Raw genomic sequence first — 14264 nt, 5'->3', positions numbered from 1 at the left:
ATTATCAATGATAACATAAAACTAAACAGTAGGAAGAAATATGAAACAAATAATCGTAAATGCCTTCGCTTTAACAACAGGAATTTTACTATCAGGCTGTGGAACAACTGAAGAACCTACTGAAAAAGCACCAGCAGCGACTGAAGAAGTAGACTTAACTGCTGAAACAGATGCATATAAAGAGTTTGCGCTTGAACAAATGGATGAATTCGTGCTGGACACAGAAAAATTCGTCACCGCTGTTAAAGCGGGAGATATAGAAGAAGCAAAGAAAATTTATCCCATCGCTAGAATGTATTTTGAACGCTCTGAACCGATTGCAGAAAGCTTTGGAGATTTAGATCCCCGAATCGATGCACGTCTTGCAGATATTCAAGAAGAGGGTCAAGGAGAAGAAGAATGGTCTGGCTATCATAAAATTGAATACGGTCTATGGGTGGAAAATACAACTGAAGGGTACGCAGAGATTGCGGATCAATTGCTTAAGGATGCAAAAGAACTACGTGCACGTGTAGAAACCGTTGAAGTGTCACCCGATTTGATGATCACAGGGGCAGTCGATTTATTGAATGAAGTCTCTACTTCTAAAATTACTGGTGAAGAAGAAATTTATTCTCACACTGATCTATATGACTTCAAAGCAAATATTGAAGGCGCGGAAAAAATCTATGAAATTTTGAAAGATCAGATGGTAGCAAAAGATCAGCAACTAGTCGATGAACTCGAAACTAAATTCGAAACAATTAATAGTCTGCTTGCGGAATATGAAGATGGCAATGGCGGCTATATATCCTATGAGGAATTAACAAAAGAAGATACAAAATCGCTATCAGAAGCGGTAAATCAACTAGGTGAACCATTAAGTATGATGGGCATCGTAACGGAGTGATCCTATGACTGACCGAACTGAAGAAAAATTCTATGATAAGAAAATTTCGCGTCGTCAAATGCTGAAGTATACAGGAGCAGGTGCAGCTGGTGTGGCAATCGGCGCATCGGGCCTTGGCGGTGTTCTCAAAGTATTCGGAATGGTAGAGGAAGAAGATAATCCACGCTCAAAAAATAAGATCAATTTCTATGGAAAGCACCAATCTGGAATCGCAACTGAATGTCAAAGTTACGTATATTTTGCTTCGTTGAATGTCTTGGTGAATTCACAATAAGAATTGATGGATTTATTTAAAATGTGGACTCCCATTGCTGTACGCATGATGAATGGCGAACAGATTGATGGTCAGACTTCCAATATGCTCATCCCAGCAAAAGATACAGGAGAGTCAGTCGGGTTGGACGCTTCGAACTTAACGCTGACATTAGGTGTAGGTCCGTCACTATTTGAAAGAAAGTCTTTAAGTTTAGCATCAAAAAAACCTGCTGAACTGAAAGATTTACCACACTTTCCGAAAGATCAGCTAGATCCAGCGTATACAGGTGGAGATATTTGTATTCAAGCATGTGCGGATGATCCACAAGTTGCGTTCCACGCGGTTCGAAACTTAGTGCGTGCAGCTTCAGGAAAAGTATCATTAAAATGGACACAGGCAGGCTTTAATTCCTATCCAATGAAAGGTAAGAAAAAAGAGACGCCAAGAAATTTATTTGCGTTTAAAGTTGGTTCAGTCAATCCTAATGGATCTAAAGAAGCCGAGATGAATAAAGTTGCTTGGATCGATGCGGGACAATCAAAAGGTTGGATGACCAATGGTACGTACACGGCTGTTCGTCGAGTTCAGATGCATTTGGAAACATGGGATAGAACAGCTCTGCAGGAACAAGAAGCCACATTTGGCCGCCATCGCGATACGGGAGCGCCAATAGGTAAAGAAAAAGAGATGGACGAAGTAGATTTGGATGAAAAGGATTCAAACGGTGAGTATGTGATCTCCGAAGCTTCTCATGTGCGTTTGGCTAAGAAATCCAAACAGAAAATTTACCGTCGTTCATTCTCCTATAGTTCGGGCGTTATGGATTCAACTGGTACATTTGATGCGGGTTTATTGTTCATTTCGTTCCAAAAAGATCCCAAACAATTTAGCGCAATCCAAAACAGTTTTGGTCGGGAAGATAAATTAAATGAATATATTACTCATCGTGGCAGCGCGTTATTCGCCTGCTTCCCTGGAGTTCAAAAGAGAGGCTTTATCGGTGACTCACTCTTCTCGATTATATAAATGGATTGCGGTTATATTAATTGTCATATTAATGCCAATCCGTCCAGCATTCGCTGACACGGAAACCAATTATAGTGATCTCTATATTTCCATCAGTGATTCAATTATGCAAACGAAAAAAGCGAATGATGCAGAAGCGTTAGCATCCTTACAAGAATTCGAAACGATTTGGCAACAACAGAATCTAGAGAGTTTGAAGTTCACAAAAGAGATCGATAAAACATTAAAACAAGCATTGCAAGCAGACTCAGAAACACGCGGTACGCTATTAAGTTCATTATCTAAAGCCTTACATGAATTAGAAAAGTCGGAAAATCCAGTGGACGGACTAGCTGAACGCGAGAAATTCGGTCAATTGATGGAACCAGCCCTCACAGAATTAGACGAAGCTATCGAGTCGGGTTCGTTAGAAGAAATTGAACAAGCAAATCAGCAATTTATTTCTACCTGGACACGCAATGAACGTCCGGTGCGTGAGCAAAGTATTTCAGCGTATGGTGCAATTGAAACGAGTATAGCATTCATAAGAATCACGTTGGCGGAAGAAGAACCTGATCTTGAAATGTTGAGAACACAGTTTGATGATGTAACTGTCAAGATAGATCAGTTCGTCAGTGGGACGTTGAAAGAGACAGCAACTGAAGACTATTCTTTGACAACATTGACGGCACTGTTAGATAAAAGTTCAGACTCATTGCAAAATGAAGAGCTTGATGACGCCAAGAAGTCATTGCGCGAGTTCTTTAAAGTTTGGCCGAATGTGGAAGGGGAAGTGCGTACGAAAAATGCCACCCTTTATTCAGAGCTTGAAAATGAATTGCCATTGATGATTGGTCAATTGTCGAATAGCGGCTATGATCTTGAAAAGGCCGAACGTCAGTTACAAAATTTCAAACAGCAAATTGCCTTACTGCAAACAAATGACAGCTTCAGCTTTTGGGATTCTGCGCTGATTTTATTGCGCGAAGGTCTTGAAGCATTGTTAATCATTATGGCGTTATTATCATTCTTAACGAACGCTAAACAACAAGCTATGCGTAAATGGGTATATGTTGGAGCGGGTGCTGGCCTAGCACTTAGTATCGTAGTTGCGATTATGATGTCCACGGTATTACAATCTGTCACGATAGGCAATGATCGTGAAATGATGGAAGGTTATGTGGGACTCGTGGCGGCTGCTCTGATGATCGGTGTCGGTATTTGGATGAACCAAAAATCCAACGTAGCCTCGTGGAATCGTTATATATCTAAACAAATGGGTCAAGCAATTTCAAAAGGAAGCGTACTCGCCATGGCTTCTGTCAGCTTCCTTTCTGTATTTAGAGAAGGTGCGGAAACGATTGTCTTCTACGCAGGGATTGCGCCGAAGATGTCTACTATGGAATTTGTGATGGTCATATTGCTAGCAGTTTCCATATTGGCGATTGTCGCGGCCGTCTTCATGAAACTCAGTCATCGTGTTCCGATTCACCGCTTCTTTGCAGTGGCAACGATATTGATTTATGTGCTAGCTTTCAAGATTATTGGCGTCAGTCTGCATACATTACAGTTGACGAATGTGATCCACACAACGGTACAACCTCGCTTGCCGATTATTGACTTTATTGGTTTTTATCCGACCAATGAAACGATCATGGCGCAACTTGGTTTACTAATCATTATCCTAGTGGCTGCCTGGATACGAAGAGCAGGTAACCGTTCCAAAGCACAACTTTCGAATTAACAAGACAAGGATGTCCCAGAACCACGGGGCATCCTTTTTTGCATTATTAAGTTTAAAACCAAAGTGTGTTAGCAATGTTAGATGATTTTTTATTAACAAGCGAATTGCAACGAAAGATAAGGGTCGCGCCCATAGGAAAGCGTCCCCTCCGAAGCGCAAATCCCCACCCCAACAAAGTGTCTAGTCATTCTACTCTAGACTTTGTACTTTACCTTATTAAATACCTACTTGACTAATAGGATTAATCGTAATACAATGAAGTCATCTTAAAAATAGTTGTCAGTCTAGTCAGATTTTCTGCAACATTAAGCGATTATAAAAAATACAATAAGAGGTTGCGAGGGTGATGAATATGGCGTTACAAGTATCGAACAGTCCTTTTAGTGAAGAACAAGTAGAATTGCTCAATCGTTTATTGCCGAGCATTACAGAAACACAGCAAAATTGGTTGAGTGGTTATTTAACAGCTATCAGCTCAACTTCAGTACCATCGGGTGGCGTCGCTGTATTAGAGCGTCCCGCTATAGAAGTTTCGACGGCAGTAAAAGAAATAACTGTACTTTATGGCTCCCAAACAGGCAACGGGCAGGGAATCGCAGAACAAGCGGCAGCTAAGTTAAAAGAGCAATCTTTTGATGTGACCATCCAGTCCATGAATGATTTTAAACCGAATAATCTAAAAAAAATCGAAAACCTATTGCTTGTCGTCAGTACGCACGGAGAAGGAGACCCACCTGACACAGCCTTACCGTTTTTTGAATTCTTGCATGGAAAACGTGCCCCGAAACTAGATCATCTCCATTATTCAGTATTGGCACTTGGCGATAGCTCGTATGAATTCTTTTGTAAGGCGGGCGCTGACTTCGATCAGAAACTATCTGACCTTGGCGCTGTTCAGTTAGCACCACGTGTAGATTGTGATTTGGATTATGATGAGCCAGCAGCACAGTGGCTAGCTGCGGTGGAAGTTTCATTGGAAATCCAAACGGGCGGTCAATCAGCTGCAGCTAGTGTAGAAGTCGAAACTACATCTTCTACTCAGTATTCACGCACGAATCCATTTAATGCAGAAGTACTTGAAAATATTAACTTAAACGGCCGTGGTTCTAATAAAGAAACGCGTCATGTAGAGATTTCACTAGAAGGCTCTGGGCTGACATATGAACCAGGCGATAGTGTAGGGATTTTCCCAACGAATAATTCCGACTTAATCGATGAGATTATTAAAGTAGGGGAGTGGAATGCGGAAGAAACAGTAGAAATTAACTCACAAGGAGAGCGCCGTGCTTTACGCATTGCTTTACTGAATCACTTAGAGGTTACCGTAGTGACTAAACCGTTACTTGAAAAACTATCAAATTACTCTAAGTCAGAAGAGTTGAAGCGAATTTTAAATAAAGAAAATGCGGATGAACTTCGTGCGTATGTCGATGGACGGGATTTACTAGATGCATTAACGGACTTCGGACCAGTAGAAGCTTCAGAACAACAACTGGTGGGGATTCTTCGTAAATTGCCAGCGAGATTATATTCAATTGCGAGTAGTCTAGAAGCGAATCCTGAAGAAGTGCATCTGACAATTGGTGTTGTTCGTTACGAAGCACATGGTCGTGACAGACAAGGTGTTTGCTCGATCCAATGTGCAGAAAACCTTGAGCCAGGAGATACATTACCAATCTATATCCATAAAAATGACAACTTCCGCTTACCTGCTAAGTCGGAAACGCCGATCATCATGATAGGGCCAGGAACGGGTATCGCGCCATTCCGTTCATTCATTGAAGAACGTAGTGAAACAGGAGCGGAAGGAAAGTCTTGGTTGTTCTTTGGAGATCAGCATTATGTGACGGATTTCTATTACCAGACTGAATGGCAAAATTACGTAAAGGATGGTGCGTTAACACGCCTCGATGTAGCCTTTTCACGTGATACGGATGAAAAAGTATATGTACAGCATCGTATGAAACAAGCGAGTCAAGAACTGTACCAATGGATTGAAGAAGGTGCAGTGATTTATGTATGTGGTGATGAACAGAACATGGCAAAAGACGTCCACGCGACGTTGCTGGAAATCCTTCAACAAGAAGGCGGCAAATCACTTGAAGAAGCCGAAGCATTCATTACACAGTTAGTTCAAGAAAAACGCTATCAGAGAGATGTCTATTAAGTAATTCAGAAGGGGGAGTGGAAGCATGTCTTCAACAACAAAACCGATCCATATACAAGATGGAGCACCGAGTGATGTAGAAGAAATTAAAATTGAAAGTGATTACTTGCGTGGAAATCTCATTGAAACGATGAATGATTCCATCAGCTCAGGAATTCCAGATGATGATAACCGTCTAATGAAATTCCACGGTAGTTATTTGCAGGATGATCGAGATTTACGGGTAGAGCGTCAGCGTCAAAAGTTGGAGCCAGCCTATCAGTTCATGATCCGGGTGCGGACGCCTGCTGGCTTCGCTACGCCAAAACAATGGCTTGTTATGGATGAACTGGCACATAAATATGGTAACGGCACATTAAAGTTAACGACACGCCAAGCATTCCAAATGCATGGGATTTTGAAGTGGAATATGAAAAAGAATATCCAGGAAATGAATGACGCGCTACTGGATTCTATTGCGGCTTGTGGTGACGTTAACCGAAACGTCATGTGCAGCCCCAATCCGAATCAGTCATCGGTTCACGCGGAAATATATGAGTGGTCGAAGAGATTAAGTTTGGATTTACTGCCACAAACAACGGCTTATCATGAAATTTGGTTGGATGAGGAAAAGGTTGTGGATACGGCAGGGGAAGAGGTAGAGCCAATCTACGGCGCGACGTATTTGCCTAGAAAATTCAAGATTGGTATTGCGGTACCTCCAATGAATGATATTGATGTATTTTCTCAAGACATTGGGTTGATTGCGATAGTAGAAGACGACAAATTAGTCGGCTTCAACGTTGCTGTAGGTGGCGGTATGGGAATGGCGCATGGAGATGAGCAGACGTACCCTCAGTTAGGTCGTCTGATTGGATTCGTACCTGCAGATCAAGTGGTAGATGTAGCGAAGCACTTGATGATGATCCAGCGTGACAACGGAAATCGTTCCGTGCGAAAGTATGCACGCTTCAAATATACGATTGATTCTCGGGGACTAGATTGGCTGATTAGTGAACTTCATAGCCGTCTGGGCTGGGAATTGGAAGAAACGCGCCCTTATCACTTTGATCATAACGGGGATCGCTATGGATGGGTACCAGCAGAAAATGATCGCTGGAATTATACGTTCTTCATTGAAAATGGTCGTGTGCGTGATACTGAGAACTATAAATTGATGACAGCACTTCGTGAAATTGCCGAAATTCATACAGGTGATTTCCGTTTGAGTCCAAATCAAAACTTAGTATTGGGTGACGTAGCAGATTCAAATAAGAATAATATAGAGGAAATTATTGCGAAGTATGGTTTGGAGTCTCCAGCTGAGCAGTCAGCATTACGTAGAAATTCCATGGCATGTGTAGCACTACCGACATGCGGTTTGGCGATGGCAGAAGCAGAACGTTATTTACCTTCACTGATCACAAAAATCGAAGGCTTGCTTGACGAAGCTGGACTTGGCGATGAAGAGATCGTTACGCGTATGACAGGCTGCCCGAATGGATGTGCACGTCCGGCGATAGCGGAACTAGGCTTTATTGGTAAGGGACCAGGCAAGTATAATATGTACTTAGGTGGCGGCTTTACAGGGCAACGCTTAAGCAAAATTTACCGTGAGAATATTGGAGAAGAAGAGATTTTAAGTGAGTTAGGACCTATATTGAAACGTTATGCGAAAGAACGCGATGATGGTGAACACTTCGGAGACTTTGTGATCCGTGCTGGCATTGTTGCAGAAACTACAGACGGAACGAATTTCCATAAAGTATGATTAGGTAAGTGGGGCAGCTAGAGAGTAATCTAGCTGTCCTTTTTTGAAACGAAGTATTGGATTTTTAGCGCTCAAGCAAAATGTATTAGGAAGATCACTGATATACTTGTAAAAATACCCATTTTCCTATTTCACCTTTATCTTAATGGAAAGGTAAGTTGATTTGGTATAAAGATTATATAAATAGAGATGATTAGTAATAGAAATAACGGGGAAGGGAAAGGTTATATTAGCATGAACCTTTAATAAAGATTATTTATCAAACCAAAGGAGCTGTTTGGATGTCAAAAGTTAAGTTAGCTGTAATTTTTTATAGTATGGGTGGAACAAATTATCAATTAGCTAAGTGGGCAGAAGAAAGCGCAAAAGAAGCAGGTGCTGAGGTGGAAGTTTTAAAAGTAGAGGAACTGGCTCCACAATCAGTAGTAGAAGGAAATAATGTATGGAAAGCAACGGCTGATGCAACGAAAGACATCCCGGTAGCAACATCAGAGGACATAGAATGGGCAGATGCTATCATTTTCAGTACGCCAACACGTTTTGGTAATATGGCTTCTCAGATGAAGCAATTCCTCGATACACAAGGCGGTATATGGGCGAAAGGTAAGACGATTAATAAGGTTGTAAGTGCAATGTCGTCAGCTCAAAATCCACATGGCGGTCAAGAAGCAACTATCCTATCGTTATATACTTCGATGATGCACTGGGGTGCGATTATCGTACCGCCAGGATATTCGGATCCAGTAGTCTTTGGTGCAGGTGGAAACCCATATGGAACTAGCGTTACGGTCGGTCAGTCTGGCGAGATGATTGAAGATGTAGAAGCCGCTGTTAAACATCAAGCCAAACGTACGGTCGCAGTGGCAGAGTGGGTTAAAAAAGGTATTCAATAAATGTCATGGAAAAAATCTGTCCAAATAAGCAGGTTTTTTCTGTTTTTTGATTGATCAATGCAATTGACTTGAAAACTAGTAACCGAAATCTACTTGTAAGCATTTACTTGTTTAAGTGCTAAAACATTGCGGTATACTACTAATAGTAAATGAAGGGAGATTTGTTATACATGACTTATGAAGAAAACATAGCGGATTTTGAGAAAATTGATTCGGCAAAAGCAAATGAGTTAGTAAAAGGTGATGGCGAAGCAGTAATTTATATAGGCAAGGTTGTCTGTCCTTTTTGCCAAGTGTTCGTTGGAAAACTAAATAAAGTGTCTAAAGAGACGGATGCGCATATCTATTATGTAGATAGTATTGACAACACAGATATGAAAGGTGTTTCTGCATTCCGTAATGAATATGGCATTCCAACAGTTCCAGGCTTCATTTACACTAACGGAGACACAGTAAACGTGAAATGTGATTCATCTATGTCAGAAGAAGAAATCAAATCTTTCATGCATAAGTAATTGGATTGAAATTTTAAAAAGATCATTAATTCGTAAATGAATTAATGATCTTTTTATCTTTTCAACTGATAGTCTGCTCTGCTGGGAAGGTTTGCTTAAGTTCATCGAGGAAGGTTTGACGTTCTTCTACGTTATGAAGATAAATCGGTTCAATGGCCTCTTTCAGCCAAGTTCGACGTTCTACACGATCCGTTACAAACTGCTTCACGTAGTGTCTGACATCTGCCAAGAAGTCTAGGTAGTCTTCATAACGTTCGTCATACGTTTCTGCTATTTCCGTCCGAATCTTCTTGGCTAATGAAGGACTTGCGCCACTTGTAGAGACGCTGATGATCAGTTTACCGCGAGTCGTGACCGCTGGAATCTGCGCAGTACCTAGTGATGGATTGGAAGCGTGTACGACTAGTTTACCCGCATCCTTTAATTGCTTGGCTAGATGATCATTTACTGCTTCGTTGTCTGTAACGAGCAATGTGAGAAAAGCGTTCGCAACATCTTCCCATTCCGCTTCTTTCGTGATGAGTGTAACCGTCCCTTGCTGTTCAAGTTCTGCAAAAGACGGATGGAATTCAGGACTAATAATGGTAGGATGAATACCGAACCGATGTAGGTTGAGTACTTTGTGATACGCGACGTGCCCGCCACCGACCAAGAATATGTTTGATTCATCCATGTTTTCAAGCATGATGGGGAACATAGAGACCACGTTTCCTTTCTGCTGCCTCATCGGCCCTTTCATTCAGAATCGCATGAATCACTGGATCATAGCCTAATTCGGGGCATAGATGAATAGCGGTTGTTGTTTTAGTTTTCTGTAGTGTTCGTTCAATTGATTTCATCAAAATACCAGTGAACAATAAATACGGTAAAATATACAGATTCTTTGGCTCCTGTTCTAGCAGTCGTTCGAGTTCCTTTTCATAAAAAGGCTCGCAAGCCGCTAGATAACCAACATGAACATTTTGAAGCTTGGTTTTCTCTTGGAAGATTCTTTTGATCTCCGCAAAATCTTCTTTCGTAGCAGGATCACTGCTGCCTCTTCCAATCAATAAAATGGATGCATCCTCAGGAATTGACTCTGTCGCTTCATGCAATCGTTCGATCAGCACATCGACCATTCGTTCATCCACACCAATTGGATCACCGTAGTAAACAGGAATATTAGGGTGATTCATCATGACTTCCTGTAGCTCAGTAGGAATGTCCACGTTGGCATGACCTGCGCGCAATAACAGAAAGGGGATAGCTATAATTTCTGTAGCGCCCCGTTCTATACAGCGTGCGACACCTACCGCGATAGACGGATCGGCGAGTTCAAGGAAACACGCTTCTTGAATAGGAGCCGTTTCGGTTTCCATCGTCTTCTGAATGAACGCCAAAGCAGCCTGCTGCCCTTTCTTTACGCGGCTGCCGTGGCAAATATATAGAATCGCTCTCATACTAACGTCTCGTGCAAGCGACGTTCTTCGCTCGATTCCTCGAACCATTGTAATTCATCACGTAAGCTTACTACTTCACCAATAACAATCATGCTAGGGTTTTTGACTTCCTCAAGACGTGCTGTGTCCGTCATGGTGGAAAGTGTGGCAGTAACTGTGCGTTGCGTCTCTGTAGTCCCCCAATGAATGAATGCGACGGGTGTGTCTGGATCTTTGCCATGTTGGATTAATTGCTTCTGGATATAGGGAAGATTGCTGACACCCATGTAGATCGCCAGTGTATCAATTCCTTTCGCGAGAGCCTGCCATTTCTCAGCCTCTTCGGCTCCTTCTTTACGATGGCCTGTGACGATGGCAAATGATGCACTATAATCACGGTGAGTAACGGGAATACCTGCATAGGCAGGAGCTGCGATTCCGGACGTGATGCCCGGAATTACTTCGAATGGGATGTGATGCCTTACCACAAACGCTGCTTCTTCACCGCCACGACCGAATATAAATGGATCGCCGCCTTTCAGACGTACGACTTGTTTACCTTGCTTCGCCTGTTTAACCAATAAGGAATTAATCATATCCTGCTGGAGGAAATGATGCTTCGGAAGCTTGCCTACAAAAATCAATTCCGCATCCGGCTTCGCATAAGTTAAAATTTCTTGATTGATCAGTCTGTCATAAAGAATTACATCCGCTTGCTGTATAGCTTTCACCGCTTTGACGGTCAATAAATCAGGATCTCCAGGACCCGCTCCGACTAGCCAAACTTTTCCCATTCCAACCACTCCTTAATTAATCCATTTTTTTTCACGTAAGTAGCCGATTAATTGCTCTACACACTCTTCCACAGTACATTGATCCGTTTCTAATGTAAGTTCAGGTTTTACTGGTGCTTCATAAGGTGATGAAATTCCGGTAAATTCAGGAATGACACCGGCACGTGCTTTTTCATATAACCCCTTTGGGTCACGTTCCTCACAAGCATCAAGAGGGCAACTGATATACACTTCAACAAATTCATCCTCTTCCACCAAACGTCTGACGCTGTCTCGGTCTTCTTGGAAAGGGGAGATGAATGCGGTGAACACAAGCTGACCACTGTCAATGAATAATTTCGAAACTTCGCCAATGCGACGAATATTTTCTTTACGTGCTTCATCAGAGAAGCCAAGGTCCTTATTTAAGCCATGACGGACATTATCGCCATCAAGTACATAGGTGTTAGCACCAAGATCGTGCAACCGGCGAGCGGCTGCATTGGCAATCGTAGATTTACCCGAACCCGATAGACCAGTGAAGTAGAGTACTGCGCTATGATGTTTATTTTTTATACGCTGTTCTTCTTTTGAAATTAATTGATCATGCCATACAATGTTCTTTGCCATATCGTTTCCCCTCACTTCGCTAGTTCTTTTTCTTGTAAGCCATTGATTAGTACATCAACTACTTCTTTACGACTGAATTCCGGTGGAGGCAAGATGCCGTTTTTCAACATCTCCCGTACCTTAGTTCCCGAAAGGATTACATGGTCCTCACTAGAGTGCGGGCAAGTTTTAGGTGTTGCCATATTGCCGCAGGCTTTACAGAAGAAACTATGTTCAAAGAACAGTAATGTGATGCCGATTTCTTCCGCTGTAAAGTTCGAGAAGATTTCTTGTGCTTCGTATGTGCCATAATAATCTCCAACCCCTGCATGATCACGGCCGACGATAAAGTGTGTACAACCATAATTTTTACGTACAAGAGCATGAAAGATAGCTTCACGTGGTCCTGCATAACGCATTGCAGCAGGGAAGACAGCCAACTGCACACGATCTTCAGGGTAGTAGTCACGCAGTAATACTTGATAACTCTCCATCCGTACATCAGCGGGGATGTCGTCAGACTTTGTCTCGCCAACTAGCGGGTTGAGCAAAAGTGCATCAACAATCTCAAGTGCTGTTTTTTGAATATACTCATGTGCACGATGTACAGGATTACGCGTTTGGAATCCGACGATCGTCTTCCAACCGTTATTTTCAAATGCTTGACGAGTTCCAGAAGGATCGAAATAAAATTCAGCGAAATCTTTCTGTTCTATTCTTCTGATCAGTTTGATCGGTCCGCCAAGATAGATATGGCCGCGATCGAGTAACTTCGCAACACCTGGATGTGCACGGTCAGCTGTCTTATAAACTTTTTCAGCTTCGATTTGTTGATCAGGTTCGAAGATATCCGTAATTTCAAGTGTGCCGTAGATATCGCCTTGATAATCGAGTAAAACCGTATCGCCTACAGAGTAAGCCGAACGGTCTTTAACGGGTAGCGTAATCGGTAAACTCCATATCGTACCGTCTGCTAAACGAATATCATTGACGACTGCATGATAATCTTTGGAAGTTAAAAAGCCAGTTAACGGGCTGTATGCACCTGTTGCGATTAATTCCAAATCACTTACTGATGTTGCATCAATTGAAACTGTTTTATGGAGTCCCTCAATGGAGAGAGTGGGATCATATAAATTAACTAAATTACCGCCATGTGGTTGTATTGTTGTCATTTTTTTGAACACCTATCCTATCCTTTTCATTTTAATAAGTCATATAGAAATACTTGGTTTTAATACTAAAAAAATTTACGTGTGCAGTCCGCATTCTGTCTTGCCGCTACCAGTCCAGCGTCCAGAGCGCATATCTTCTTCAGTAAACGCTGGTTTTGTACAGTTTGCGCACCCAATACTCGGGTAGCCTTGATCATGAAGTATATTATAGTCCAGTTCATGTGTGTGGGCGAAACGCCAAACGTCTTTCCATGTCCAATGAATAAGCGGACACACTTTAATCTTTTCAAAACGATTATCTACATTCAGATACTCGGTAGATTTTCTCATTTCAGATTGTTCCCGACGTAATCCTGATATCCAAGCAATGGATGGGGCAATCGCTTCTTCCAATGGTTTAATCTTCCGCAAATCACAGCATTTGTTCGGATTCGTTTTCCAGAGATCTAGACCATACTGATCTGTCTGTTCTTCAATAGTCAATCCAGGCTGTTGCAAATGAATTTGCAGCTGAGGATAACGCTTCTTCACTTTTTCTATCGTGTCATATGTCTCTTTAAAATGATAATTGGTGTCTAAAAAAACAATCTTGGCATCGGTTTTCACGCGTGAAATCAGTTCGATCAATACAATTCCTTCGATACCAAAGCTACAAGCGTAAACTAGCTTTTCTCCATAGTGATCATAAGCCCACTGCAATACTTCAGAAGCTCCTTTTGTCTCGGAGTCTGCTGGAAACTCTGGTAAGACCGGTAAATCTTTCCACGATTCAAATGTGATCATTCCATCCCCCCGCTAACTGTTATATTATTAACAGTTTAACAGACAATTAAAAATAGTCAATGCAAATTAGAATAGTAGGGATTAAAGTTTATATTTGTTTAAGTCGTGGTAATTTGTTTATCTGGATTAGAGTCTGGTGCATGGTGGGTAATAAGCGGTAGTGGGTAGTGGTTTGGCAAGATCATTTATTTTTATGTTTTGTACAGGGCGACTCGTTTGACTGGCTATGAGAATGGAATACTCATTTTCCCCACTTCTGCGCTAGTAGATGGCTTTCGCAAGGAGCC

At 41.9% G+C, this 14264-nt stretch carries 12 protein-coding genes and 1 pseudogene; 7 read left to right on the top strand and 6 right to left on the bottom strand.

The genetic code is table 11. The annotated features are described in order from the left end of the window. Window positions 1-40 precede the first annotated feature (40 nt). From efeO to CSV80_RS08890, 7 genes and pseudogenes are all read left to right on the top strand, one after another. A complete protein-coding gene (efeO, locus tag CSV80_RS08920; protein ID WP_099670548.1) occupies window positions 41-889 on the top strand; it encodes an iron uptake system protein EfeO in 849 nt (282 codons plus the stop codon). Between the two features lie 4 nt (window positions 890-893). After that, window positions 894-2171, top strand: a pseudogene (efeB, locus tag CSV80_RS08915) (iron uptake transporter deferrochelatase/peroxidase subunit). Continuing rightward, window positions 2074-3894 (top strand): FTR1 family iron permease, encoded by a 1821-nt coding sequence (locus CSV80_RS08910; RefSeq protein ID WP_099670547.1) that lies wholly within the window; start codon window positions 2074-2076, stop codon window positions 3892-3894. The pseudogene efeB and the gene CSV80_RS08910 overlap by 98 nt, the downstream one beginning before the upstream one ends. A gap of 352 nt (window positions 3895-4246) precedes the next feature. Then, on the top strand, window positions 4247-6061 hold the full coding sequence (locus tag CSV80_RS08905; protein WP_199083957.1) for an assimilatory sulfite reductase (NADPH) flavoprotein subunit: 1815 nt from the start codon (window positions 4247-4249) through the stop codon (window positions 6059-6061). Window positions 6062-6086: 25 nt separating this feature from the next. Continuing rightward, entirely contained in the window at window positions 6087-7811 is a 1725-nt protein-coding gene (cysI, locus tag CSV80_RS08900; RefSeq protein ID WP_099670546.1) for an assimilatory sulfite reductase (NADPH) hemoprotein subunit, read from the top strand. Window positions 7812-8092: 281 nt separating this feature from the next. Next, window positions 8093-8704, top strand: a complete 612-nt coding sequence (gene wrbA, locus CSV80_RS08895) for an NAD(P)H:quinone oxidoreductase (RefSeq protein ID WP_099670545.1) — start codon at window positions 8093-8095, stop codon at window positions 8702-8704. A gap of 170 nt (window positions 8705-8874) precedes the next feature. Beyond that, complete coding sequence (locus tag CSV80_RS08890) at window positions 8875-9219, top strand: DUF6568 family protein (RefSeq protein ID WP_233201555.1); 345 nt, start codon at window positions 8875-8877, stop codon at window positions 9217-9219. A 61-nt stretch (window positions 9220-9280) separates the two neighbouring features. Here CSV80_RS08890 and CSV80_RS08885 read toward each other — a convergent pair whose 3' ends face one another. The 6 genes from CSV80_RS08885 to CSV80_RS08860 all read right to left on the bottom strand — a co-directional run bounded on the left by CSV80_RS08885 (window position 9281) and on the right by CSV80_RS08860 (window position 13977). Then, window positions 9281-9916 (bottom strand): precorrin-2 dehydrogenase/sirohydrochlorin ferrochelatase family protein, encoded by a 636-nt coding sequence (locus tag CSV80_RS08885; protein ID WP_099670543.1) that lies wholly within the window; start codon window positions 9914-9916, stop codon window positions 9281-9283. Next, window positions 9897-10658: a sirohydrochlorin chelatase gene (locus CSV80_RS08880; protein ID WP_099671859.1), complete on the bottom strand. Its 762-nt coding sequence runs from the start codon at window positions 10656-10658 to the stop codon at window positions 9897-9899. The genes CSV80_RS08885 and CSV80_RS08880 overlap by 20 nt, the downstream gene beginning before the upstream one ends. After that, complete coding sequence (gene cobA / locus CSV80_RS08875) at window positions 10655-11431, bottom strand: uroporphyrinogen-III C-methyltransferase (protein ID WP_099670541.1); 777 nt, start codon at window positions 11429-11431, stop codon at window positions 10655-10657. Before cobA ends, CSV80_RS08880 begins: the two co-directional genes overlap by 4 nt. Window positions 11432-11443: 12 nt before the next feature. After that, window positions 11444-12040 (bottom strand): adenylyl-sulfate kinase, encoded by a 597-nt coding sequence (gene cysC / locus CSV80_RS08870; protein WP_099670540.1) that lies wholly within the window; start codon window positions 12038-12040, stop codon window positions 11444-11446. An 11-nt stretch (window positions 12041-12051) separates the two neighbouring features. Further along, complete coding sequence (sat, locus tag CSV80_RS08865) at window positions 12052-13194, bottom strand: sulfate adenylyltransferase (protein ID WP_099670539.1); 1143 nt, start codon at window positions 13192-13194, stop codon at window positions 12052-12054. A gap of 75 nt (window positions 13195-13269) precedes the next feature. Further along, window positions 13270-13977: a phosphoadenylyl-sulfate reductase gene (locus tag CSV80_RS08860; RefSeq protein ID WP_099670538.1), complete on the bottom strand. Its 708-nt coding sequence runs from the start codon at window positions 13975-13977 to the stop codon at window positions 13270-13272. Window positions 13978-14264: the final 287 nt, after the last annotated feature.

It is taken from the genome of Sporosarcina sp. P12(2017), assembly GCF_002743035.1.
In the GTDB taxonomy this organism is placed as follows: domain Bacteria; phylum Bacillota; class Bacilli; order Bacillales_A; family Planococcaceae; genus Sporosarcina; species Sporosarcina ureae.
This window is presented reverse-complemented; position numbering and strand designations above follow the sequence as displayed.

Coding starts and splice junctions, on each gene's coding strand:
- efeO (WP_099670548.1), top strand. CDS start 41: ATGAAACAAATAATCGTAAATGCCTTCGCTTTAACAACAGGAATTTTA.
- CSV80_RS08910 (WP_099670547.1), top strand. CDS start 2,074: ATGAATATATTACTCATCGTGGCAGCGCGTTATTCGCCTGCTTCCCTG.
- CSV80_RS08905 (WP_199083957.1), top strand. CDS start 4,247: ATGGCGTTACAAGTATCGAACAGTCCTTTTAGTGAAGAACAAGTAGAA.
- cysI (WP_099670546.1), top strand. CDS start 6,087: ATGTCTTCAACAACAAAACCGATCCATATACAAGATGGAGCACCGAGT.
- wrbA (WP_099670545.1), top strand. CDS start 8,093: ATGTCAAAAGTTAAGTTAGCTGTAATTTTTTATAGTATGGGTGGAACA.
- CSV80_RS08890 (WP_233201555.1), top strand. CDS start 8,875: ATGACTTATGAAGAAAACATAGCGGATTTTGAGAAAATTGATTCGGCA.
- CSV80_RS08885 (WP_099670543.1), bottom strand. CDS start 9,916: ATGTTCCCCATCATGCTTGAAAACATGGATGAATCAAACATATTCTTG.
- CSV80_RS08880 (WP_099671859.1), bottom strand. CDS start 10,658: ATGAGAGCGATTCTATATATTTGCCACGGCAGCCGCGTAAAGAAAGGG.
- cobA (WP_099670541.1), bottom strand. CDS start 11,431: ATGGGAAAAGTTTGGCTAGTCGGAGCGGGTCCTGGAGATCCTGATTTA.
- cysC (WP_099670540.1), bottom strand. CDS start 12,040: ATGGCAAAGAACATTGTATGGCATGATCAATTAATTTCAAAAGAAGAA.
- sat (WP_099670539.1), bottom strand. CDS start 13,194: ATGACAACAATACAACCACATGGCGGTAATTTAGTTAATTTATATGAT.
- CSV80_RS08860 (WP_099670538.1), bottom strand. CDS start 13,977: ATGATCACATTTGAATCGTGGAAAGATTTACCGGTCTTACCAGAGTTT.